The sequence below is a fragment of the Paenibacillus sp. BIC5C1 genome (assembly GCF_032399705.1).
GTDB classification, from domain to species: domain Bacteria; phylum Bacillota; class Bacilli; order Paenibacillales; family Paenibacillaceae; genus Paenibacillus; species Paenibacillus taichungensis_A.
Window position 1 is genome coordinate 4,567,696 of sequence record NZ_CP135922.1, and the last position, 24,928, is coordinate 4,592,623.

General features: G+C 47.0%; 25 protein-coding genes. All 25 read right to left on the reverse strand.

Annotated elements, in window-relative coordinates; genetic code table 11:
* Nucleotides 1–75: 75 nt before the first annotated feature.
* Nucleotides 76–1,371 carry a multi-tm2 domain protein gene (locus RS891_RS20205; protein ID WP_315793016.1) on the reverse strand — a complete coding sequence of 432 codons (1,296 nt, stop codon included), beginning with the start codon at nucleotides 1,369–1,371 and terminating at the stop codon, nucleotides 76–78.
* A 37-nt stretch (nucleotides 1,372–1,408) separates the two neighbouring features.
* Nucleotides 1,409–1,861: a hypothetical protein gene (locus tag RS891_RS20210; RefSeq protein WP_315793017.1), complete on the reverse strand. Its 453-nt coding sequence runs from the start codon at nucleotides 1,859–1,861 to the stop codon at nucleotides 1,409–1,411.
* Nucleotides 1,851–2,354, reverse strand: coding sequence for an RNA polymerase sigma factor (locus tag RS891_RS20215; RefSeq protein WP_315793018.1), 504 nt, complete (start codon nucleotides 2,352–2,354; stop codon nucleotides 1,851–1,853). The genes RS891_RS20210 and RS891_RS20215 overlap by 11 nt, the downstream gene beginning before the upstream one ends.
* Before the next feature lie 278 nt (nucleotides 2,355–2,632).
* Nucleotides 2,633–3,337 (reverse strand): DnaD domain protein, encoded by a 705-nt coding sequence (locus tag RS891_RS20220; RefSeq protein WP_315793019.1) that lies wholly within the window; start codon nucleotides 3,335–3,337, stop codon nucleotides 2,633–2,635.
* A 17-nt stretch (nucleotides 3,338–3,354) separates the two neighbouring features.
* A complete protein-coding gene (gene asnS / locus RS891_RS20225; protein ID WP_315793020.1) occupies nucleotides 3,355–4,650 on the reverse strand; it encodes an asparagine--tRNA ligase in 1,296 nt (431 codons plus the stop codon).
* Nucleotides 4,651–4,751: 101 nt separating this feature from the next.
* On the reverse strand, nucleotides 4,752–5,957 hold the full coding sequence (locus RS891_RS20230) for an acetate/propionate family kinase (RefSeq protein ID WP_315793021.1): 1,206 nt from the start codon (nucleotides 5,955–5,957) through the stop codon (nucleotides 4,752–4,754).
* The gene (locus RS891_RS20235) at nucleotides 5,954–6,826 is read right to left on the reverse strand and encodes a 3-hydroxyacyl-CoA dehydrogenase family protein (protein ID WP_063566802.1); all 873 of its coding nucleotides are present in this window, start codon (nucleotides 6,824–6,826) and stop codon (nucleotides 5,954–5,956) included. The genes RS891_RS20230 and RS891_RS20235 overlap by 4 nt, the downstream gene beginning before the upstream one ends.
* Nucleotides 6,827–6,959: 133 nt before the next feature.
* Nucleotides 6,960–8,462: an AAA family ATPase gene (locus RS891_RS20240; RefSeq protein WP_076288964.1), complete on the reverse strand. Its 1,503-nt coding sequence runs from the start codon at nucleotides 8,460–8,462 to the stop codon at nucleotides 6,960–6,962.
* Complete coding sequence (locus tag RS891_RS20245) at nucleotides 8,455–8,982, reverse strand: hypothetical protein (RefSeq protein WP_063566800.1); 528 nt, start codon at nucleotides 8,980–8,982, stop codon at nucleotides 8,455–8,457. The genes RS891_RS20240 and RS891_RS20245 overlap by 8 nt, the downstream gene beginning before the upstream one ends.
* 292 nt (nucleotides 8,983–9,274) lie before the next feature.
* Nucleotides 9,275–9,805 (reverse strand): cell wall elongation regulator TseB-like domain-containing protein, encoded by a 531-nt coding sequence (locus tag RS891_RS20250; protein ID WP_315793022.1) that lies wholly within the window; start codon nucleotides 9,803–9,805, stop codon nucleotides 9,275–9,277.
* Between the two features lie 41 nt (nucleotides 9,806–9,846).
* On the reverse strand, nucleotides 9,847–11,151 hold the full coding sequence (locus RS891_RS20255; RefSeq protein ID WP_315793023.1) for an amidohydrolase: 1,305 nt from the start codon (nucleotides 11,149–11,151) through the stop codon (nucleotides 9,847–9,849).
* On the reverse strand, nucleotides 11,138–11,791 hold the full coding sequence (locus tag RS891_RS20260) for a redox-sensing transcriptional repressor Rex (RefSeq protein ID WP_053780717.1): 654 nt from the start codon (nucleotides 11,789–11,791) through the stop codon (nucleotides 11,138–11,140). The genes RS891_RS20255 and RS891_RS20260 overlap by 14 nt, the downstream gene beginning before the upstream one ends.
* 242 nt (nucleotides 11,792–12,033) lie before the next feature.
* Complete coding sequence (dinG, locus tag RS891_RS20265; protein ID WP_315793024.1) at nucleotides 12,034–14,895, reverse strand: ATP-dependent DNA helicase DinG; 2,862 nt, start codon at nucleotides 14,893–14,895, stop codon at nucleotides 12,034–12,036.
* A gap of 141 nt (nucleotides 14,896–15,036) precedes the next feature.
* Nucleotides 15,037–15,684 carry a tetratricopeptide repeat protein gene (locus tag RS891_RS20270; protein WP_315793025.1) on the reverse strand — a complete coding sequence of 216 codons (648 nt, stop codon included), beginning with the start codon at nucleotides 15,682–15,684 and terminating at the stop codon, nucleotides 15,037–15,039.
* A gap of 93 nt (nucleotides 15,685–15,777) precedes the next feature.
* Entirely contained in the window at nucleotides 15,778–16,161 is a 384-nt protein-coding gene (panD, locus tag RS891_RS20275) for an aspartate 1-decarboxylase (RefSeq protein ID WP_024630626.1), read from the reverse strand.
* The gene (gene panC / locus RS891_RS20280; protein WP_315793026.1) at nucleotides 16,154–17,050 is read right to left on the reverse strand and encodes a pantoate--beta-alanine ligase; all 897 of its coding nucleotides are present in this window, start codon (nucleotides 17,048–17,050) and stop codon (nucleotides 16,154–16,156) included. Before panC ends, panD begins: the two co-directional genes overlap by 8 nt.
* Entirely contained in the window at nucleotides 17,047–17,922 is an 876-nt protein-coding gene (gene panB, locus RS891_RS20285; protein WP_315793027.1) for a 3-methyl-2-oxobutanoate hydroxymethyltransferase, read from the reverse strand. Before panB ends, panC begins: the two co-directional genes overlap by 4 nt.
* Nucleotides 17,923–18,252: 330 nt before the next feature.
* Nucleotides 18,253–19,230, reverse strand: coding sequence for a biotin--[acetyl-CoA-carboxylase] ligase (locus RS891_RS20290; protein ID WP_315793028.1), 978 nt, complete (start codon nucleotides 19,228–19,230; stop codon nucleotides 18,253–18,255).
* Complete coding sequence (locus RS891_RS20295) at nucleotides 19,217–20,515, reverse strand: CCA tRNA nucleotidyltransferase (protein ID WP_315793029.1); 1,299 nt, start codon at nucleotides 20,513–20,515, stop codon at nucleotides 19,217–19,219. Before RS891_RS20295 ends, RS891_RS20290 begins: the two co-directional genes overlap by 14 nt.
* A gap of 84 nt (nucleotides 20,516–20,599) precedes the next feature.
* Entirely contained in the window at nucleotides 20,600–21,760 is a 1,161-nt protein-coding gene (bshA, locus tag RS891_RS20300) for an N-acetyl-alpha-D-glucosaminyl L-malate synthase BshA (RefSeq protein ID WP_315793030.1), read from the reverse strand.
* A gap of 96 nt (nucleotides 21,761–21,856) precedes the next feature.
* Complete coding sequence (gene bshB1, locus RS891_RS20305) at nucleotides 21,857–22,558, reverse strand: bacillithiol biosynthesis deacetylase BshB1 (protein ID WP_113051967.1); 702 nt, start codon at nucleotides 22,556–22,558, stop codon at nucleotides 21,857–21,859.
* Entirely contained in the window at nucleotides 22,555–22,995 is a 441-nt protein-coding gene (gene mgsA, locus RS891_RS20310) for a methylglyoxal synthase (protein ID WP_024630633.1), read from the reverse strand. The genes bshB1 and mgsA overlap by 4 nt, the downstream gene beginning before the upstream one ends.
* A gap of 27 nt (nucleotides 22,996–23,022) precedes the next feature.
* Nucleotides 23,023–23,826, reverse strand: coding sequence for a 4-hydroxy-tetrahydrodipicolinate reductase (dapB, locus tag RS891_RS20315; RefSeq protein WP_113051966.1), 804 nt, complete (start codon nucleotides 23,824–23,826; stop codon nucleotides 23,023–23,025).
* Between the two features lie 80 nt (nucleotides 23,827–23,906).
* Nucleotides 23,907–24,431: a tetratricopeptide repeat protein gene (locus RS891_RS20320; protein ID WP_258530544.1), complete on the reverse strand. Its 525-nt coding sequence runs from the start codon at nucleotides 24,429–24,431 to the stop codon at nucleotides 23,907–23,909.
* Nucleotides 24,432–24,483: 52 nt separating this feature from the next.
* A complete protein-coding gene (locus tag RS891_RS20325) occupies nucleotides 24,484–24,813 on the reverse strand; it encodes a nucleotide pyrophosphohydrolase (RefSeq protein WP_113051965.1) in 330 nt (109 codons plus the stop codon).
* Nucleotides 24,814–24,928 lie beyond the last annotated feature (115 nt).

Genomic DNA, 24,928 nt, shown 5'->3' on the forward strand with positions numbered 1-24,928 from the left:
AAAAAACTGGGGATAACAGCGATTAGAAGGTTGCTCTGTCATCGTAGTGTTAGTGTAAATATTCTTCAGTTCACTCTAAAGACGATCATCCCGATCCTTGAATAAAAAGAGACTGTCTGCTCCCTCATCAGATCGATGAACCGCACTATTCGTATTCGCCCCGCGCTGCTTGCCGAACAATAACTTCAGACCGCCAAAAATGAGCAGCAAGGAGACAATCACGGTGTTCACATACGAACGAATCTCGTACGTCATAAATGCATCCGGAAACAGCTCATTTAGCTGTGGAATGACCAGACGGATAAACAGATAGTACAGTCCGAGAGCAGCAATTCCGAATCCAATCAGGCGCTGGTGACGAGTCCAATCCTTGAAAATAGGTTGATCGGTCAACGGTTCGCGGCCATACCGGCTTGAACACTGCAGTCCGTCAAAGAAGCTGTAGAACCAGATTAACGGAATCATGAACAGGAACACCGATAAATGAAGCAGGTCCAGAATGTAGATGCTGCCGAGAAACAGGAACATGAGTTGCATGCCTCTTTTTTGCAGTCCCAGATACAGATGACCCGCACCCGGGAAGGCTGATAACAAGGTTGCCAGCACTTTGCTGCGCCGTCCAGAAGCCCTGCCCATCTCCAGCTCCTCGAACAACGTACGATCCTGTAATACCTCACCGGCCTGCTTGCGATGCACATGCTGGACGGCATCAAACATGCAGTATACCCAGATGACAGGCAGAATGAGCAAGAACATCAGAAATACGGATTCATTCGTAATGGAAGCTACAAAAACCATCATGGCAAATGAGCCAAAGAACGCGATCAGGAATGATAAACCGCGATGTAACAGTCCGAGATGCAGATGTCCCAGACCTGGAACAAAGGAAAGCAAAATCGTGAAGAATCGTTCGCTTTCACTGCCTTTTCGATACATGGGTTGACCGTAAGCCCCTTCGGGGCCACCATACTCACCACCCTGATGCTGATGTATTCCCTCCTGGTCCATGTCCATCTGTCCCAAATGACCTTCCTGACCAGCGTATGCTCCCTGATATGCCACTCCCTGATGAGGTCCACAGTAATGTGCTCCATATCCATGGTATCGGGCATCATTAGGCGATGGGGCACGCAGCAGAACGATAATCATATCCAACATGCTGACACACCAGAAGAATATGGCTCCCAGGGCTCCAACAATCATTAATTCCCTTTCACTCACCAGAATGGCCAGCATAAACGAACCAACAGCTGTCCCAAAAAAGAGTAATGGATAGATTACCGCTCTGGCAGGGCGACCCCAATAGAGAAAACCCAGACCCGGAATCAGGTTTAATAAGAATGCAAGTAATTTGTTACGATCTGATTGCACAGTCGTCATCCTTTCTTTTCAGGCAATGCGAAACAATTTATGGTCCAGGCTTGAAGTGATCCAGCCATGATGTGGCTGCCTCCGTCCATTTTTCCGTAAATGACCCCCTGTGATCACCTTCCTGAAACTTATGATAAGGCGCAACCTTGTCAAACAGCCCTGAGGAGAGGAAGATTAACGTCAGACAAGCCGCTACAGCATAATGAAACACTTTGTGATCCAGCCAGAGACGTCTTCGTCCGGAACGCGATTTGCGCTTTGACTTGGAGGATTGCATCTCCGTAATTTGATTCATGACCGAATCGGCGAAGCCTACCGGGTCCTTCAGTTGTGGCAGCTCCCGATGAATGCCGAGTGCCTCGAGATAGTTGTCCATCGCTTCCGGAACGTCCATAAGCATCTGTTCCATCATACTTGCCTGGTCTGCAGTCATTCGGCCTTCAATATAATCAGTCCATTCCTGGACGGTATACATCCTTTTATTCCTCACGCCACTCATCCTCCTTCCAATGATTTCGAATCCACTGCCGGGCACGATACAGACGGGACTCCACAGTTTTTACGGCCACCTGTGCATCACGGGCAATCTGCTCATAATTTTTCTCGCTTAAGTAATACGCAGTAATAATGTCCCTGTGCTGGGCAGGCAGCTGGTTGATTCGCTCGCGTAACTTTTCCTGACGTTCTTCACGCACGAGGCGGACAAGTATGTCTTCTTCACGACCGGGCATGTTCATTATTTTTTCTTCTCCGCCCAGATCCTCAGCGCTTCGTCTGCCCAGCTTGCGTTTGGCATCAATTGCTTTGTGAAAAGCAATTCGGGTTAACCACGTTTTGAAACCTTCGGATCGGTAATCGGGGAGAGATTTAACCATTTGTATGAACGCCTCCTGCGCTGCATCCTGTGCTTCCTGATCGTTCCGTAATACGGAGTAGGCCACATGGTATACATGCTGGCTGTACTTATCAATCAACAAACGCATCTGGGATGTATCGCCTTGACGGATTTGTTCGATTAAGCGCGCTTCATCAATAACTCTCCCCTCCTCTCCACTACAATAGACGACAACTGGTTTATGGAACCCTGCATATTCATTCAATTTTTTATAAAAGGTTGCACATTGCCTGAAAAGTAGTTCAACTTTGAACTTAACATGTCTGACTTAACATCTCTATAATCTAAAAAAACAGGCTCAGAATATCTTCTGGCCTGTTTTTTGGTTTATTCTGAATGAAGATGTTGCTTGATCTAACTTCGGTATTAACGCCCTCCGTTACGAAACCGCTGCGTATATGCCTTGGCGTCCTGCACATTCTTCACGCGGTTACGGCTCCATTCAAGCAGAATTCGATCGATATAGCGGAAATGGACTTTGCCAGCAAACACCGCTTCCTTCAATGCCATGAGAATCAGTTCCTCCTGATAGCGATCCTGATCCAGCCAGCTGGATATCGTCTCGCATTCCATCGGGGAAAGCGGGCGGCCAAATTCTTTTTCAAAAATAGAGAACATATTTCGTTCTTCCTCTTCTTTTTGAACACTGTTCGAATCGGGGTGCAATGCATTACTGTCCAGCTGCTGCTTGCGGGCCACGGCCATATCGTCTGCTATACATCCTGCCAGCTTGGCATGTAATCCGTGCAGATCATAACGTTCATACTGAATGTCACGCTCTTCATCCCGATGCTCGTCAATGTGAATGTACCCGTCTCTCATGAGACGTTGCAGCATTCTGGCGATACCTTCAGGGGCAAGACCCATACGGGTAGCAAGCTCTTCAAGCGTTGGAAACTCATTGAATTCAACTTGCCGGAATCCAAATAATTGAATCAGCAGAAGTACCTCTGCGTCACTTAACCCCAGCTGATGATAATTGCGCAATAAGGCATATGGGAGCTGCGCTGTCCCTGATGCCATACCGTATGCCGCCCCATTCAACCAGGCTTTGGAGCCGGTCTCTTCCATGAACTCGCGGTTAAGCATTAAGGATACAGACGATAGAGCATCCGAGGGAATGCAATTGTCTCACGTACATGATCCAATCCACAGATCCATGCTACCGTCCGCTCCAATCCCAGACCGAAGCCGGAGTGAGGAACCGATCCGTATTTACGCAAGTCCAGATACCACTGATATGCCTCTTCCGACAATTGATGCTCATCAAAGCGCTGCTGCATCAGTTCCGGATCATCAATACGCTGAGAACCGCCAATAATCTCTCCGTATCCTTCCGGTGCAATCATGTCTGCACAGAGGACCACTTCAGGACGATTTGGATCAGGTTTCATGTAGAATGCCTTGATTCCAGCCGGATAATGTGTGATAAAGACAGGTGTATTGTACTTCTCGGCAATTGCCGTTTCATGCGGAGCACCGAAGTCTTCTCCCCAAGGAATATCGAAGCCTTGTCCATTCAGGAACTCAATCGCTTCATCATACGTAATGCGCGGGAATGGAGCTACAATGTTTTCAAGCTTGGATACATCACGTCCGATGGACTCCAGTTCAGCACGGCAGTTTTTCAGAACCGTTTGAACCACGTGAGCAATAAACTTCTCTTGCACGCGCAGGCTTTCCTCATGATCCACAAACGCCATTTCCGGCTCAATCATCCAGAACTCAATCAGGTGACGACGAGTTTTGGATTTCTCAGCACGGAATGTAGGACCGAAAGAGTACACTTTGCCTAGCGCCATCGCTGCTGCTTCCATATAGAGCTGTCCACTTTGCGTCAGATAAGCATCTTCATCAAAGTACTTGATGTGGAACAGATTCGTCGTTCCTTCAGCAGATGAAGGTGTAAGAATTGGAGGATCAACCTGTGTGAATCCGTTACCATCAAAGAACTGCTGAACAGCGCGAATGATCTCTGCACGAATAACCATAATCGCACGTTGTTTCGTTGAACGCAGCCACAGATGGCGATGATCCATCAGGAAATCTACTCCGTGTTCTTTCGGAGTAATTGGATAGTTCTCAGTCAGATGGATAATGTCCACACCAGTAACCGTCATCTCATAACCGGACGCACTACGTGGTTCTTCGCGGATAATACCCGTTACATACAATGAACTTTCCTGAGTCAAGCTCTTGGCAGCATTCCAGATATCTTCGCTGACTTCACTCTTGACCACTACTCCTTGAATATATCCGGTTCCATCACGCAGTTGCAAAAATTGAATTTTGCCGCTGGAACGTTTGTTGTTAATCCAGGCGCCGATCTTAACCGTCTCGCCCACATGCTCACTCACATTACGAATTACACAATCCGTACTCATGCCCTATCTCTCCTTGGAATCCTGAATTTGAAAATGCAGCGGGCAGGCATATGCCTGTCCCCTGCACTTCCTTGTCATGCTATATTCACTTTACAATTAGATTACAGAGAATTCAATACGATTCGGTGTGTATCTCTTGCAATCACCAATTCTTCGTTCGTAGGAACTACAAGAACATCCACTTTGGAATTTGCTGTAGTGATACGGCGTGGTTCTCCAGAGCGAATTGCATTCAGCGCTTCATCCAGTTCAACACCCAAGTACGTCAGCTGCTCACATACTTTTTGGCGAAGAACCACGGAGTTCTCACCTACACCAGCCGTAAATACGATCACGTCTACACCGTTCATTGCTGCTGCATAAGAACCGATGTATTTACGCAAACGATATTCGTACATCTCGAATGCAAGTGTAGAGTTAGCATCGCCAGCCTCCATACCTTCCGTGATTTCACGCATGTCGCTGCTGATGCCGGAGATTGCAAGAAGTCCACTATGCTTATTCAACATGGAGTTTACTTCGCTCACGCTCAGTTCTTCCTTGTTCATCACATAAGGGACAATTGCCGGATCCAGGTCACCACTACGTGTTCCCATCATTAATCCTTCGAGTGGAGTCATGCCCATGGACGTGTCCACGGATACGCCGCCCTGTACAGCTGTTACGCTACCACCATTACCGACGTGGCATGTGATGATCTTCAGATCTTCCAATGGACGATCCAGATATTCAGCTGCTGCCTTGCTTACGTAATCATGGGAAGTACCATGTGCTCCATAACGACGCACTTTATACTTTTTGTAAAGCACACGTGGAATGGCATACAGATATGCTTTTTCCGGCATCGTTTGATGGAAAGCCGTATCAAAGACCATGACCTGTGGTACCCCTGGCATATTGGATTCAGCCGCACGAATACCCATCATTGCTGCAGGGTTATGCAGTGGAGCCAGATCGAACAGACGGCGAATTTCTGCTTTGGAAGCATCATCAACCAAGACTGATTCCTTAAATGCTTCACCACCGTGAACTACACGATGTCCAACAGCCTGAATTTCATCAACGGAACCAAGCACACCATTTTCTTTGTCTGTCAGGATGTCAATAACTTTACGAATAGCTGTAGTATGTTCGAGAATTTCACTAACTTCCGTAACATCCTCACGGCCGGTCGGTTTATGAGTCAGAATGGAAGAGTCCATCCCGATCCGCTCTACCAACCCTTTGGCCAATACCGATTCATCCGTCATGTTATACAATTGATATTTGAGCGAGGAACTCCCCGCATTAATTACGAGTACTTTCACAGCCGGTCACCATCCTTGTCGTACTTGAAGAATCCTTCGCCTGTTTTGACACCCAGGTGTCCTGCACGTACCATTTTCTTCAGGACTGTGGAAGGACGATATTTCAATTCACCGAATTCACGGAACATTCTTTCGAGTGCAGCTTCTACTGAATCCAATCCGAAACGGTCTGCCATCTCAAGCGGTCCGTGCTGGAAATTGTATCCGATACGCATAGCGTCATCAATATCTTCAGCGGATGCGACACCTTCCTGCAGTACATGCAATGCTTCGTTGATCAAAAGACAAATCAGTCTAGACGTAACAAATCCAGGTGATTCATAGATCATAACGCCTTTTTTGTCCGCTACTTCTTCTACAAAACGTCTAGTTTCTGCAAAAGTGGAATCAGATGTTTTCAGACCACGAATAATCTCTACAAGATCAACCCGGGAAACCGGGTGAATAAAGTGCATACCAATAACACGCTCTGGGTATTTGGTTGAGCTTGCAAGCTCAGTCAAACTCAGCGTGGATGTATTACTTGCAAGAATTACGTTGCTTGGGCAAACCTGGTCAAGTTGACTGAATACCGCTTTTTTCGCTTCCAGATCTTCAGAAATAGTCTCAATGACCATATCGCAAGTTCCGAGTTCAGCCAGATGAGCAACTTTGGTAATACGGGAGAGAATCAATTTCTTCTCAGCCTTCGTAATAGCCCATTTCTCCAGTTGTTTATCGAGGTTGGTTTCAATCATGTTATATGCATGATCCAGCTTCTCCGTTGTGTGTTCTACCAGAAGCACATCAAGTCCTTTGGCTGCAAGCATCTGGGAAATACCTTGCCCCATCGTGCCGCCGCCGACAACTCCTATCTTTTTGAAAAACATGGTTCTGCTCCATCCTTTCGGTTCTCTATTTCTCTATTGTACCCTGTTCGCCGAAAATTACAAATTTCGACCCAACATATAATAATATCTTAGCACGACTGAAATGTAAAAAAAAATAACCGACATAAATAAATTATGCCGGTAGAAGGGCGCTGTCACGAAATTGACAACGAAATTGATCGCCAGACAATACTTCTTCCCTGAGCAGCGTGTCGAGGGAATTGTCGAAAATTGTCCGCTGTTCTTCAAGCAATCGCTTGGTCTGTTCCATCAGGTCTTGCAGGATCAATTTGTTCTCCCGCATTAATTCTTCCGTAGTTACCATATCCATGTTAACAATACCCAACGTTGTGAGCCCGGAAGCCATCATCGTCTGTACCACATTCGTTGCTTGTTCAAAGTCATTGCGTGATCCTGTACTGCGACCACCGTAATACATTTCCTCCGCTGCTGCACCTCCGAGGGCAATCATGATTTGCTCTTCAAGGAAACGCTTCGTGTATAGAAATTGCTCTTGTTGCGGGTTATGACGTACATATCCCAGGGCCTGTCCACGCGGGCTCAGTGCAACCTGACTCACACTGCCAGGACGAACTAGTTCAGCCATGATGGCATGTCCCAATTCATGAATAGCCACTCTTTTCTTCTCTTCTACGCTGGATTCGCGGTCTGTCTTCTCACCCATCATTACTTTATCAATCGCAAGGGACAGATGACGCTGTTCAATGTTGGGCAGCCCATCCCTCATCGCGTAAATTGCGGCTTCGTTCATCACGCTTTCCAGTTGTGCTCCAGAAAAACCATAGGATTCCTCTGCTGTCTTCTCAAGGCTGACCCCTTCCAAAAGAGGTTTATTGACCGCATGCAGCTCCAATATGTGTTTTCTGCCTTTCTTATCCGGCAAGTCTACCTGAATATGACGGTCAAAGCGTCCTGGACGTGTCAACGCGCTGTCCAGCATTTCTTTACGGTTCGTAGCGGCGATCACGAGGATGCGCGGTGTGTCAGAAGAGTATATGCCATCCATCTCCGTCAACAGCTGATTCAGCGTCTGATCATATTCACGCTGTTGTCCGCCTTCCCGTTTTCCACCGATCACATCAATTTCATCGATAAATATAATGGCATTTTCCTTATTTTCTTTAGCAGCACGTGTTCTTGCATCACGGAATAAATCCCGTATTCTGCCTGCACCTACACCAACATACATCTCAACAAACTCACTGCCTGAAGCAGCTACAAAAACAGAGTCGGTATAATGAGCAGCAGCTTTGGCCATCAAGGTTTTACCTGTTCCTGGAGGACCAGTAAGCAGAATACCTTTCAAAGGACGAATACCAAACTTCTGAATTTCTTCATGTCGAATGAGAAAATCAAGCGCTTCTCTCAGTTCCTGCTTGGCACTCTCCTGACCACCGATTTCTTCAAAAGTCAGCTTGGAAGGTCCTTTTTTCTTGCGTTTACGTTCCTGACCTGCTCCCACCGTAATTCCGCCACGCATTTGCATCATAAGCAGCAGAGCACCCACAAGCATTGCAGCAATCAGAATAGGAATCATGTTTACACCGATAAAAGCGAGAAAGATTATTAATACGGGTACAAATCCAATGGCAATTTCTTTCGTCCATTTAGGCATTAGGCCACACTCCTATCTGACCGGGCACACGCGGCAGAATGATAAACTTGCTGGCATCTCCATCTCTGAGACTGACATATACATTATTGTCATCCATGGCTGTATTTACCTTGATCCCATTTGTAGCCATTTTAGACAAGGTCGGTGTAATCTCGGTGTATTGCTTGTTCTCCATCGCTTGAGCTACAGTAAACATCGCGCTTCCCCACCAGCTCTCCAGCGCTTCGTTGGAATGATCCACGACATCCAGCTTCAACGAACGAGTGCCAATCAAGGTCTGTCCTTCTTTGTGAATATATTGTACCAACCTGCCCAGATCAACATCCGGCTGCAGATCGAGTTTCAACTGTACATCATTGCGGTTAATAGTTAATTGAACATCATTGACTCCATCGTACTGGGTAACCATCTTTTCAATTGGGCTTTGCACAGCCACATGACGATACACAAACCAACCTCCAAACAACACAACGGCTGAAATGACGGCAGTCAGAGCAATAGGCAATACTTTTATCTTCAAGTGAGTTACCCCTCCTAAATTTTGGCCCATCCTATAACTTGTAGGCAAGAATATAAATATGTGTACGTAACGTCCTGTGATGTGCCTAACAGGATTTATTTGTGTATGATGTATCCTTGAATACATATTTGAGTATATCACATCGTATATACAATATCTAAGGCGAAAATATGAATTTTAACTATTCAAATCCAAAATGATCAAGAAAATACGTCAAAGAACCGGTTCAGTCGGGTTTCCGTCTGCCGGTTCTTTAATGTATTCTTTTCAGACGATAACACGTCTGCTAATTCTAGCTGTTCGGTATTGTATAGACCAGGTCCACCTGTTCCCCGTTGCTGAAGCGGTAAAATCGATAATAGTTGTGAGTATCATCGTTATAATACACTTGCCATACATAGATCCCATTCACAACACCTGGCATAATGCGCTTGATCTCTCCACCCGGAACTTCAGAGCTGAACCGATTTCGAATCTGAGCTTCATTCATGCCGTTCTTTAACAGTTCACCGTGCACCGCATTGGTTCCCGTCACAGGTTTATTATTCTCATCAAACTTGATCCATACCATGACATCCTGGTTATCCTTATCTTTGCCGACCAGGGTCCAGTATATGTTGTCTCCGCCGTCTTTTTGCCCCCAGACATACTTACGCAACTCTTCGTGGGACGTAATGCCCAGCTGTTCCTGAGCCGCCTGTATAGCCAACGCTTCTTCCTTGCGCTGATCCTGAGTCACATAGACATAATAACGCTGAAGTCCAAACAAAATCAGAACCAGGAGCAGCAGCGAAATCCATATCCACTTCTTTTTTTTCTTCAAAAGCCGAACTTCCTTTCCCTATGACGCTGCTGTCCTTGTAATTAACGGGCCAGCAGACTGTCAAATGCCAGTTGAGACTCACGCAGAATGCGCTCTTCATCCATTGTAAGACATTCGCCATGTTTAACCACTTGTTTACCATCCACCCATACATGCTCCACATCTTTGGCCGATGCGGAGTAAACTGTATGGGAAATCAGATCCGTATGCGGATAGAAATGGGCTTGTTCGATGTTCAACGCAATAAAATCAGCTTTCATGCCAACTTGCAGAGCGCCTGTATCGTTCAGGAATATGGATTTGGCACCATATGAAGTTCCAAGCAGAAGCGCTTCCCCTGCCGGCACTGCAGTAGGATCACCGGACACCCCTTTGTGAATCAATGCAGCCAGTCTCATCTCTTCAAACATATCCAGGTTATTGTTACTCGCTGGTCCGTCTGTTCCGAGGGACACGGTCACGCCTGCTTTCAGCAGATCAGGTACTCGTGCAACACCTGAAGCCAATTTCAGGTTGCTGCCTGGATTGTGGGAAACCGCTACATCATGCTTCGCCAGAATCTCAATCTCCTCATCATTCAGATGTACCGCATGCGCAACCAGAGATGGACGGGAGAAAAATCCTAGCTTCTCCAGATGTGCAACCGGGCGCAGACCGTAATCAGCCACATTCTGCTCCACTTCGCGAAGTGTTTCAGACATATGCGTATGCAAAGGCAGATTCAGGTCATGAGCAACCTGTACCAGCTTCTCTATGTAATCCGGAGGGCAAGTGTAAGGGGCGTGCGGAGAAATTACGGTTGTAATTTTTCCGTCTGCTTGTCCATTCCATTGACGAGCAAATGCTGCAGACTCTTCGAGCTTGCGCAACTGTTCTTCTTCTGAGCAAAGTCCGATTACCCCACGTGCCAGAGCAGCCCGAACGCCGGATTGTTCCACCACTTTCGCAACCTGATCCATATGATCATACATATCTAGGAAAGCTGTTGTTCCGCCCTTCAACATTTCAAGTACGGAAAGTGATGTGCCCCAATATACGTCTTCAGACGTCATTTTGGCCTCCATTGGCCACATTTTCTCCTGCAACCATACTTGTAACGCCAGATCGTCTCCATGGCCTCTCAGAAGCGACATGGCCGCGTGACCATGCGTATTGATCAGACCCGGCAAGAAGAACAGTCCTTTTCCGTCCACCTTTGTCAGGCTTTCGTCTCCTTCCGGCAATGTCTCACCAATATGCACAATCTTGTCATTCTCAACAACCATAAAACCTTGAACCACGTTCCAATTCGTACCCTCACTCACGGCAAATTTGCCGTTGTGAATGACCCATCTATTTGTCGTCATCTTCCTCGTCGTCCTTTCCATTCTCCAAGTAATAAGCCAGGCTAAGCAGATCCGTCGTAAAATCGGCATGATGAATGCGGATATGCGGCGGGGTCTTCAGGATCGTAGGCGCAAAATTCAGGATCGCTTCAATTCCTGACTCAATCAGCTGATCTGCAACATTTTGGGCTTCCGTATCCGGAACCGTGATAATACCTATACGAATGTTATCTTTTTTGACCGAATCCGTTAATTCATTCATCGGCTGCACCGTCAGACTGTTGATTTGGCTCCCAATCTTCGGACCGTAGGCATCAAATACAGCGACGATCTTCATGTTGTCTTTGAGGTAGGCATTGTAATTGGACAAAGCATGTCCCAAATTACCTGCTCCGACAAGAGCCACATTGATCTGCTGGTCTATTTTTAAAATATGGCGGATTTTCTCGATGAGATATGAAACGTCATACCCGATCCCTTTACGACCAAAGTCACCGAAGTAAGCCAAGTCTTTACGAATCTGGGCAGGATTCAGATCCAGCCTCAGTCCAAGTTCTTGTGAAGAAACCGTATTGACTTCGCGCTGATGCAGTTCATTCAAATAACGCAAGTAAACAGGCAATCTACGCACCACGGCTTCCGAAATTTTATCTGATTTCATTCATTGCTCCCCCTTACCAAGGCCACGATAGATAGATGAAAAGATGAGCACCCTGTCGGCAACGATGTAAAATGACTACTGAATTCAACAGGATGCTCCTTGTTATAAAATCGATTATTGCTTCAATTGCTTTCGCTTGGAATCCCTTTACTCGTTTACCCATGAAACGAATGAATACTATATCTCAATTTTACCGCCAATCACTGGCGTCTTGCAATAATGGAAGCTACAGAGCGTATCTATTATTGTTGTTCATCGGTTGGTCTCTCGAGCCACTCCGAAATGCGTGGAACCATCTGCTCGGTGAGCATGTGTTCCATTTTGGGACCAGGCAGTGAATATAAAAAGTACTTGCCATAATACGCTTCAATGACGCGTGTATCGTACACAATTACAATGCCTCTGTCTTTGCCTGTGCGAACCAGCCTGCCAAATCCCTGCTTGAAACGAATAACGGCTTGTGGCACGGACAGCTTCATGAACGGGTTTTTCTTCTGTTGTTGCAAAAGCTCACTCTTCGCTTCGACTAAAGGATGGTTCGGTGGCTGGAAAGGCAATCTGACAATCGCAAGACAGGTCAGAGCCTCTCCGGGAATGTCCACCCCTTCCCAGAAGCTGCTTGTGCCAAGAAGCACCGTTGCTTTTGCATCCTGGAAGCGGCGTGTAAGCTTGGAACGGCTGCCGCTGTCGACCCCCTGCCCCAGCAAAGAGATATCGTTGCCTGACAAGGCCTCCTTAAGCGGGTCATACACCTGGCGCAGCATGCGATAGGAGGTGAACAACACCATCATGCGTCCACGGGTCGCGATCGCCGTTTCCGCAAGCGAATGCACGAGCATATCCACAAAGTGGGCATCACCTACGCTGCCCTTCACACTTGGGAAATCACGCGGAATGACGAGTAGGGCCTGTTCGCGATAATTGAACGGTGACGGCAGCATCGACGTTAGCAGACGGTTATTCTCGGCAGCTTCCTGCAAGCCCAGCTGTTCGATCATGAATTGAAATGACTTGTCAACGGAGAGCGTAGCCGATGTAAGCACAACGCTTTTCTTTTTATCAAAGAACATATCCTTCAACTGTGCACTGACATCGACAGGAACAGCATAGAGTTGCAGTGATTTACTGCGGAACTGGCCGCTAGCCTCCATCCAGTACACGGTGTTCGCATCATCCATCCGCATGAAGAAACGCAAATTATCCTTAATTGTTGCCAAGTCCTTGAGCAGACCTGATATATCCGTAATCAGACTATCCGACTGATAATCGTCCTGATCTTCTTTCACTTCAAGCAGCAGCTTGTCTCCTTTACGAATCAAGTCGCCAAGGGTGACATAGATCTGATTTTCAACATCCTGCAATTCCTGCCATTTGGCTGGTTTTTGCGAAGGCTTCAGTCGGAGAGAAAATTGTCCTGTCTCGCCTGGAGAAGCATCGCTGCGTTCGGGCAACAGGCCAAACAGTGTATCGCTGAGTCGATCCCATATCTCCTTGACTTCGACCGCAAGCGGGAACATCTGATCGATCATGGAGCCCCACTGTACCGAATTTTCATGTCCCGATAATTGAGAACGAAGCATAGGCAGTTGGCCATTACGGCTATCTTTGAACAGTCGGGTCAATGTATGAACCAACGTGAAATATTTCATATGAAGACCAAGGTGTTTACCTGCTACATCCTCCAGATGATGTGCTTCATCGATGACGAGACTTTCGTAGGCTGGCAGCAACTGATGTGCTGCTTTGACATCCGTAAACAATTTTGAATGATTCGTAATGACGATATCGGATAGCCCGGCTTCATGTTTCGCCCGGTGATAGAAACATTTGCGGAACCAGGGACAGGTACGTCCAAGACAGGATTCTGACTCACTCTGTACCGTCTCCCAGAAGTCTCCTCCGCGTCCGCTTAGATTAAGCTCCTCGTCGTCACCAGTCTCCGTCTGGGTAAGCCAGACAATCATCTGAGCCGCTGTAAAATAATCCTCTTTCGGTGTAGCGAATTCACGTTTGTTGATCTTATGCTCAAATTTGCGCAGACACAGATAGTGTCCACGTCCTTTAAACACTGCTGCCTTGAACGGGAACGGAACCACTTGCGTCAGCAAGGGAATATCACGCTCTCTCAATTGCTCCTGCAAGTTAATGGTATGTGTGCTGACCATAACTTTCTGTTCCTGTTTCACACTTTCATAGATGGCAGGCAGCAAATAACCCAATGATTTGCCTGTACCGGTCCCGGCTTCAATCAAGAGATGTTTCTCTTCATCCAACGCTTGTCGGACACTGCTGAACATCTGAGTTTGCGCTTCACGCTCCTCATAATGGTCCAGCGTCTGCTTCAAGTTATCTCTAACCTGGTCCATATACTGTTCAAAACTGACACCCTCCAGTGGATTACCCTGCCGCTCATCACGTGGTGAGCCAATATCGGTCCAATCACTAACGTTCAAGGCGAGCTGACGGTAATACGTATGACCCTCGAGATCCTGAATCGGCTCTGCTTCCTTCTCCGCGCGCATTCCGTCGAAGAACCACCCCAAGTCACTGTCTTCCGGAGCAAACAGATCACTGAGGCGCTGAATCGTAATCAAAGGCAATGCACGCAGCTCATCAAGACACTTCAGCAATACAAAAGCTGTCGCAAGTGCATCACTGTCTGCCTGATGAGGGCGGTCATGCTGAAATCCGAATTCTGAAGACACATAACCGAGTTGATAGGAGCCCAGTGACGGGAACGTGATCTTCAGGAAATCAATCGTATCCAGAATCCGTCCGGTAAACGGCAGGTAACCACAACGATCGAGTGCATTTTGAAGAAAATGAAAATCAAAAGCAACGTTGTGTCCAACAAGAACCACATCGTCGAGCAGCGGAACCATCTCCATCATCATCTCTTCCAATGAGGGAGCATTCGCCACGTCTTCATCAGTAATACCGGTTAACCCTGTAATAAACGGCGGAATCGATACACCTGGGTTCACATAAGAACTATATATTTGAGTTATGCTGTAGTCATGGTCTATGATGGCAAGTCCGGCCTGTATAATCTCACCGTCGGACTGCGTGCCGGTTGTTTCGAAATCCAATACGGCAAATTTCATTGCAATGTACGGTCCCTTCCATTCCAGTCTATGTTACAGCATAGCAAAAAAAAGGGCGTTTGAAAATTAACTGACAAAAAAAGGCGGTGTCCCGCCGCTATGCCAGAGGAGGGAACACCGTCTTCATGCCGCCGAATAGCCTTAAGTCAAGGCAGTCAGCTGATTTGCATATTGCCATTTTCCGCTGTTTATTCGACAGGCTTCCATGTTATACAGCGGTTCGGTCAACGTTGGGTCATACTGAAGTGCCTGCGCAAATAGTGAACATGCACCCTCCGGGTTCGCCAGTTTGGCCTCGATACAGCCCAGAACGTTACATACCAGTCCTTTTAATCTCGGCGAACCGTTCAGATGCATAATCCGCTGCAAGTGTATTCCAGCTTCCTCGGTTTGTTCCAGGTTAAGATGAGCCAGAGCCAGGTAAAAACGAGTCAATGCACTTTCCGGATAGTCGGTCACAACTACGGAAAATTGCATAATCGCCTGCGGGTACATTTGCAGTTTGAAATATCCCTGACCGCGACTGAAACATTCCAGATGCAGTTCTGGCAGCGCGGTAACAGCTTGCTGTTCAGGTTCAAGGGAGGCGGGCTTATCCAGTTCCCGTTCCCTTACCTGGCTCATTTTTTCTTCAAACATCAACCACTCATCAATCATCCCGTCACTCATCCGCTTCAGCAAATTCCACTTTTGCAGCAATTCCTGTTTGCTTAGGCCTTCAGCAGAAGGGTAGCGCTTGATAATTTCATCTAACATGTCGTTCATTTCTGCGAAAACATGCTGGAACATCGATGCATCCCCACCCTTGAAAAAATGGATTAGTGCAGTGACCTGTACTCATTTTTTGTAGAATGGGTCGATTTCATTCCCCTTACCAGTCGATTACATAATCGTGGCATGAACTTCGTGTTTCATCGTTTGCACAGGTTTATTCTGTCCATCCACAAAGACAACGGTAGGCTTGTGATTATTTGCCTCTTCTTGAGACATCATCGCATATGAAATGATAATGACGGTATCGCCGGGCTGTACCAGACGGGCTGCTGCTCCATTCAGGCATATCACTCCACTTCCACGTGGACCTGGAATGACATAGGTTTCCAGACGTGCACCATTGTTATTATTCACAATTTGCACTTTCTCATTTTCCATCAGATCAGAAGTTTCCATCAGATCTTCATCGATGGTAATGCTTCCCACATAGTTCAGGTTTGCTTCCGTAACGGTTGCCCGGTGAATTTTGGATTTCATTAGTGTTCTAAACATGGGACAGTACCTCCGATTTTTGCAGCCGTATATTGTCAATCAATCTGGTTTTGCCGAATTTTACTGCCAGCGCGATCAACAGATCGTCACGACCATGAACTTTTCCCTGATCAGCAAGTGGCTCCAGACTTGGAAAAGCCTGAATTTCAGCATAATCAATTACGGCCATTGGTGAACGTTCAATGTTTTTACGCAATATACCGCGGATATCCGCTGCTGTCATTGCCATACCTGCATCCACAGCTTCCTGTGCCTCACGCAGTGCCTGGGACAGGACAAGCGCTTCCTGGCGCTGTTCTGTGCTGAGGTACACGTTGCGCGAACTAAGCGCCAAGCCATCCCTTTCACGAACGATAGGACAAGGCACAACCTCAACCGCCATGTTCAGATCGTTAACCATCTGCTGAATCACAGCTACCTGCTGTGCGTCCTTCATGCCAAAAAATGCACGCTGCGGTTGAACAATGTTAAACAGCTTTGAGACAACCGTAGTCACTCCGTCAAAATGCCCCGGACGGGATGCACCGCACAATCGATCCGTTAAACGGGAAACCGATACGGTCGTTTGTGTAGGCTGTGGATACATCTCGTCAACCGAGGGAATAAATACGATATCCACTCCATTTGCACGTGCTGTTTCCAGGTCTCTGGCTTCATCCCTAGGATAACTGTCAAAGTCTTCATTTGGACCAAATTGAATCGGATTTACAAATATGCTAAGCACCACGACATCACTTTGTTGTTTGGCCGCATGCATCAAACTTGCATGTCCTTCATGAAGAAATCCCATGGTAGGTACAAGTCCTACAACGGACTCTCTGGACTGAATCGACTGACGGTTCAAGTTCAGTTCTTGTCTTAATTCTGCGATTGTCCGTATCACTTTCATACGTTCGTCTCCACCTTTTCTTTGCGATGCCCGTACAATTGATCCAGAACGCCATCAGCGGCGGTAAATACATGCTCCTCTGCTGGGAATGAGCGATCCTTGACTTCTTTCACATAGGACTCGATGCTATTGCGAATCAATGTACCTACGTCTCCATATGATTTGACAAAACGTTTTGGCGTGTATGGGGAAGCATACTGAACCACATCATGGAATACCAGTACCTGACCATCACAACCTCTGCCTGCGCCAATCCCAATCGTAGGAATTGACAGTTCTTCCGAGATGGCTCTTGCCACTTCTTCAGTGACCAGTTCGAGTACGATGCCGAAGGCTCCAGCTGCTTCTAGCGCCTTGGCTTCGTCCATCAGCCGTCTGGCATCTGCAGCATCCTTGCCCTGGATACGATAACCACCAATTTGATTGACGGATTGCGGTGTAAGCCCGATATGTCCAAGTACAGGTACACCGGCTCGCACAACCGCTTTTACCGTATCTGCAATTTCGAGACCGCCCTCCATCTTAACCGCTTGTGCATGACCTTCCTGCATCAGGCGACGGACACCTTTTAGCGTCTCGTCTATGCTGCCATGATACGTCATGAAGGGCATATCAGCCACGATAAACGTATTCCCCGCACCACGTACTACAGAACGTGTATGATACACCATATCGTCGATCGTAACAGGCAAGGTGGAGTTATAACCCAGTACCACGTTCCCGAGTGAATCGCCAACCAGAATCAGATCGATACCTGCTTCCTCGGCCAATTGGGCTGTCGGATAATCGTAAGCTGTAATCATACTAAGCGGCACGCCGTCCTGCTTATATTTTTTCATTTTCACAATATTCAATGCTTGTTTGTTTGCCATTTTCGTCATGGCTCCTCTCATCTTTTCAATTTAAACGCAACAAAAAAACCTTTTAGTTTCCACTAAAAAGTCCCGAAAAGTCAAAAAAGAGTCACTTGCGATCGTCCCTTCTGTCTCGGTCCTCTTCGGCTCAGAGCAGAATCCAACATCTCACTTTATTACCTTCTTGCTTTGTCACTGCAACATTTTTGAAGCAGAACAAAGCATACTATTGCCGGAGTGCAATTCGGTCTGCATTAGCCGATATCGCCTCACGAACACAGTATACCAAAGTTCTGCTCAAAGTTCACGTCTTATGTTCATTTTCAGGGTGCACATTCGACAAATTGTTTAATTTACCAATGAAACTTCACCGGAGTAAATCGATACACGCTCACCGTTTTCCTGTTCCACAATTAATGCCCCAGAAGGATCCAGGCCTATTGCTGTACCTTCGATGATCCCCTGCGGATTAGCCACCTTAATTGCACGGTTCATGGATACGGACAAAGCTTCCCAGAGCGAAGAGATCACACCGAACCCTTCCTTCTGATACAAAAAATACAAACGCTCCAATTCCGAGAGAATGGCCGCTGCAAGTTTGGTTCGGTCTATGGTTTGTCCAGTCTCCATTTTAAGTGAAGTTGCAATGGATATCAGATCCTCGGGATAATCCTTCTCATCGAAGTTAACATCGACACCTATGCCAGCTACACAATAACGTACCTCGTGGTCTTCAACGGTTGATTCAAGCAGAATCCCACACACCTTGCGGCCGCCGATCAAAAGGTCATTAGGCCATTTAATACCCGCATCTGCGCCCGTATATGAACGAATGGCACGACACACAGCCACACCTGCTAATAAAGTAAGCTGTGGCGTATTTTGCAGAGCAAGTTTAGGACGCATTAGAACACTCATCCAGATGCCTCGCCCGGGCGGGGAATACCATTTACGACCAAAACGGCCTCGCCCACCCGTCTGTTCTTCCGCTAGAACCACTGCCCCTTCGCCCTGCCCCAGTTCAGCCATGTGCTGAACATCACCTTGGGTGGACAATGTCGATTGCAGAATGGTAGCCTTGCGGCCAAACACTGTCGTTTCCAGCGCGAGCTGAAGCGCTGTGGCATCAATACTATCCGGTGTCGTAACCAAGCGATATCCTTTGCGAGATACGGCTTCAAACTCATAACCCATGTCACGCAGTTTGTTTACGTGCTTCCACACGGCCGTTCGGCTAATGGACAGATTGCGACTGATGTCCTCACCAGACACAAATTCTCCCTCTGCATTCAGTAACATATGTAGCAGTTCCTCATGCTTTGTCATCTGCAGCCACCCGCTTTACTTCGTTCGTCAGCATGTCATGCTGATTCGCTATATTTCCGATCGCCGTCTCTTTTAAGAGATATTTCATCAGTTGTCCCAGCCATGGGCCACCCTTGCGTCCAAGTAGCTGCAAAATGTCCTCACCTGTAATATGCAGATCTTTCAGTTCATGTACCTTCATGGATTGACTCCATCCAGCACCACGGGATTGTATTTCCCCGATCTGTTGTTCGTGCATAAGCTCTTGATCTCGCCAACCTGTTGGAAGCAGTGGTTGAATTGTGAGCCAGTCCTCTGTAGCCTGACGTCCACAAGACAACACAGTTATAATCCATTCTGATCGCAGTGTCTCTTCGCCCTTCTGCTCCTGTACGACAGCCTGAATCAACTGCTCGACCTGAAGCACTCCATTGATGCGGGAACGATCGTCATTAGAAAACGTCCATTTTCGAAGTAAAACGTCTGATTCATCCCACGTGTAATGGCCGGCAATCAGCAACATGGACCAGCGCAACAATATGTCTTTTCCGATTAATTGTTCAATAGTACACGTGAGGTCTTTATTGAATCGCTCCATACGTATCGGTGCCTTCACATGCTCAAGCGCCTGGCTTCGAAGCAGCAATTCCAAACCGCGCAGCGGATGAGGACCTGCCATCATTTTCACCATTTCGGTACGCACTCTTTCCATGGCGATATGTTGTAGCAAATCCTTTTGCTGAACTAGTCCCTTCCAGGTGTTGTAGGCAATTTTGAAATCGAATACCGAAGCAAAACGAACACACCGAAGCATCCGCAACGCATCTTCCCCAAAGCGTTCAGCCGCCGATCCCACACATCTGACCCGTCCATCCTGAATATCTGATTGTCCACCGAACGGATCAACGATATTTCCTTCTCGATCCATAGCGAGAGCATTCATCGTGAAGTCACGCCGCTGCAAATCTTCTTTGACATCCTGGACAAAATGAACGGCAGCGGGTCTTCGATTATCCTTATATTCAGTTTCCGTGCGGAACGTTGTAACCTCAAAGTAAAAGCCTCCGGAACGAACCGTAACCGTTCCATGCTGGAGGCCCGTGGGAATACAATCCGCGAACAGTGCCATGACTTGTTCAGGGGAAGCGGACGTGGTGATATCCATATCATCCACGCTACGTTCCAGCAGTTCGTCACGCACACAACCACCGACCCAGTAGGCTTCGTACCCTTTTTCATTTAAAGTCCGCAGTACCTGTTCACTTTGTCTCGCCATTTCATGATCTACCTGTGACCATTCAACCACTAACTATCACCTCATAACTGCGTGTTGCTTGTTGTCGCATATACAGGACTATTCTCGCGATGGAACAATCCTATCTGCTGACATTCAGCCACAAACGGGCTTCAGATTCGGAACTTCACGTCCCAGCACCCGGTAGTAAATTTGTTCATATTCATGCCGAATGGCGTCATTGCAGAAATCATGGTGCGCCCGTCTCAAGCACGCTTCTCTGAAATCAGCCGCCAGACGGTCGTCTGTCAACAAACGAATGGTGTTCTCTGCCATTGATTGTGTGTCGCCAATTGGAGACAAAAATCCGGTCTTGCCGTGCAATACCAGTTCAGGGATACCCCCGGCCTGTGAGCCGATGGTAGGTACACCGCAAGCCATGGCTTCAAGTGCCACCAGCCCAAAACTTTCCTTCTCCGACGGCAGCATAAGCACATCAGCCATTGAAATGACTTGAGCAATATCATCCTGCTTACCCAGAAAGTGAACCTTGTCATTCAGTCCAAGCTCATTAATTTTCCATTGAATCTTGGGCAGATCCGGCCCTTCTCCAACAAACAATAATTTCGCAGGTACCTGCTCCTGTACCTGACGGAACACCTCCACCACATCCTGTGTTCTCTTCACAGGGCGGAAGTTGGAAATATGCATCAGTATTTTTTCATGAGGTGCTGCGAAGTCTCTACGCAGACTTGCTGCATCACGTGGATAATAAATTCGTTTATCAATAAAGTTATAGGTCAGATCGATTGGGCGTCTTATATCCAGTAATTCAACCGTTTCACGAATCAAGTCCTGTGAAACTGCCGTAACCGCATCACTTTCATTTATAGCAAGACGGATCAGGTCTTTCAAAGACTCATCTTGTGCCAGAACGGTAATATCTGTTCCGTGTAACGTTGTGACCACCTTTAAATCCTCACCAACCATTTGTTTAGCCAAAAATGCACAAACCGCATGAGGCACTGCATAATGTACATGAAGCAGATCCAGCTTCTGGGACTTGGCTACTTGCGCCATTTTCGTGGCTAATGACAGGTCATAAGGCGGATAACGGAAGACATAATAATCGTTGACCTCAACTTCATGATAAAAAATGTTTTTCTGGAATGTACCCAGTCTAAACGGGATACTATTGGCAATAAAGTGAACCTGATGACCCTGTTCGGCAAGCAATTTGCCCAGCTCCGTTGCGACAACGCCAGACCCTCCGAGGGACGGATAACAGGTAATACCGATTTTTAGCTTTTGATCCATCCGGTGGACGCTCCTTTAATCTCCCGCGTATGCAGGTTGATGTAATGCAACGGAAATGCATTTGATAAATGATTTATACGAGCAAGTTCGATCGTTTTATGACTTGGCTGCCTGGCCAAATTGATGAACTACATAAGGTGTAATGCTAGCGAATCCTTCAGCAAATGGAATAAGGCTCCGCTGTCCGAGCAAAGAATCCCGGGCTTTTACACGTTCAATATATCCTTGAGTCAATGGAGTGGCCACTGCGCCTTCTCCCAATTCGAACTGGGAACGATAACTAAGCAATGAATTTTCCTTCTGCTCATAGTGTTCCGTAATATCCACAATCAAATCCGTTGGTCCGATATCGTTAATGAAGTAAAAATACAATTCTTTCACTTGAACTGCGGGCATGTCCGGCTTATAGTTTCTAAGCTTGGCATTAAAGACAGCCTCCTGCACCAGCTTGCTGCACATCACATGATCCGGGTGACGATCCTCCCAATATGGCGCGAACACGATTCGAGGGGCATGACGACGTATCTCGGCAGTCACAGCCTCAATGTGTTCAGGAGTAATAAACAGCCCCCGATCAGGCAAACCTAGGTTGCTTCGACACGAAAGACCGAGGACGCGGGAGGCTTGCTCCGCTTCCTCGGCTCTGCGCTCTACCGTCCCGTTGGAAGACATCTCCGCTCGGGTCAGATCACACACGCCTACTTTCAGTCCAGCTGCAGTATGTTTGGCAATTGTTCCTGCCATCCCAATCTCTGCATCATCCGCGTGTGCACCAAATATGAGAATGTCCAAACTCATTGAGCATCACCCGAATTCAATCCACCTTCAGGCTTGTATTTATGTACAAGCTCTCTCCAGCCAAAATCACCGCGATCGAGCGCTTTGACGAGAATCTCTGCAGTTGCAATATTCGTAGCAAGCGGGATTCCCTGTACATCGCACAGACGCAGCAAAGCGTTAATATCTGGTTCATGCGGCTGTGCCATCAATGGATCACGCAGGAAAATAATTAGATCCATCTCATTTTGTGCAACCAAGGCTCCGATCTGTTGATCTCCGCCCAGTGGACCGGATTCAAACCGATGGATCTGTAATGAAGTTCCTTCCATAATGCGAAGACCTGTTGTACCTGTCGAGTATAGTTGATGGTCTGTAAATACGTTTTCGTAGGCTGTCACGAAGTTAACCATCTCTTCTTTTTTGCGATCATGGGCAATAAATGCAATTTTCAACATGACAATCTCCTTTTAGTGTTACCTCTTTTAGTCGATAAAGTGATCAAATCCGTAGATAAGTCCCGTATATTCCATAACCTTCTGTACACCAATCTTAACACCAGGCATATAACCTGCACGCTCATATGAATCATGACGGATTTTGAGGGATTGGCCAAAGTCTCCAAATACCACTTCCTGCTGGGCGAATACCCCCGGCAACCGGACACTATGAATTCGGAATCCATTATAGTATCCGCCACGTGATCCTTCGATCGTCTCTTCTTCATTCGGATTACCCTGACGGAGTTCCTCGCGGTTTGCTGCAATTAGCTCGGCTGTTTTGATTGCTGTACCCGAAGGAGCATCAAGCTTCTGATCTCCGTGATATTCGATGATCTCCACATTCGGCATATGTTTGGCAGCCTGTGCGGCAAATCTCATCATCAGAATAGCACCGATTGAGAAGTTCGGGGCAATCAATCCTCCAATACCTTTGTCCTGACACAGCTTGTCCAGCTGTTCGATCTGTTCCGGCGTAAAGCCGGTAACACCCATAACAGGTCTGACCCCATGACGGATCGCAATCTCTGTATGGGTAAAGGCATATTGAGGGACTGTGAAGTCCACCATAACCTGTGGTTTAGTCTCTGCAAACGCCATCTCGATATCATCGGTCAAAAGCACACCACATTCGGGCAGACCGACAAGTGTTCCGGCATCCGTGCCTACTCCGGAGCGGTTGACCGCTGCGGCGAGCTCCAGTTCAGGATCTTGAAGCACCAGTTTCACTACTTCACGGCCCATCCGGCCAGCTGCTCCGATTACGGCAACTCTTATTACTTCACTCATCTTGACTGCATCTCCTCACTATGTTGGTTCGTTTGGTTGAATCCATTCAAAAGATATCCATCCCATTATGAAATGGCATCTTATTGAATGGATTTCATACGCTGCTTAATTTCCTGTAACAATAGATGCAGTTGATCATTCTGCGGGTCCAGCAACAATGCGTCACGAACGGAACGGGTTGCAAGGTCGAACTCATTCAGATCACTGTAAGCAAGAGCAAGCATGATATGCGCTTCCACATATAACGGGTCAAGTTTAACTGCCTGTTTCAGCAGATCGGCCGCCTGCACATATCGTTCATGCGTTCCGTTTCCGGCCTGTTCAAGCAGCACCTTAGCCTGAAGGCTTATCTGTTTGGCTTCGAGGGTCTGCAAATGCAAAACATACTCCTCTATCCCCTGTGACAGTTCAACAGCCTTACGTGCATATTCAAGCGCTGGAACAAGGTGTTGACTGCGGGCATGTGTAATGGAACAACGATAATAGAGCTCCGCATGTTTCGGGTAAGCATCAATGGCAGATTCAAACCAACGAATCGCCTGCTCAAAATCATTTTGCAAAATACAGCGGTAAGCATGCTGCATATACTCTTCCGGTTTCATCATCCAAGCTGTCCCTCCCCCATTGAGGTGATGGTACAGCATATGTAATCTACGCCTAATCGGTGTTTTTTGGCGTCCACCGATTTGCATCGCGTGTGTTAAATTTATGCATGACTTTGTCGTGCGCCTCTGCCAGATCGATCCCGAGAGAATTAGCAAAACAAATCGTGATAAATAAAATGTCCCCGAGCTCAAGCTCAATGGAATTGTCTGCTTCGGAAGTTTTTTTCGGTTTTTCACCGAACTCGTGATTTACTTCCCTTGCTAGCTCTCCCACCTCTTCAGACATACGGGCGAGCATGGCCAGCGGACTGAAGTATCCTTCTTTGAACTGGGAAATATACAGATCAACCTCACGCTGCATTTCTGCAATGCTTTTCTCCATGAGAACGGATTCTCCTTTTGAAATTGTGTCGTATTTGTTCCTAATATATCAGTTATTTAGATTCACTTCCACCATCATAAACGACAAATCATTTTTAAAGAATCAATAAACAGGT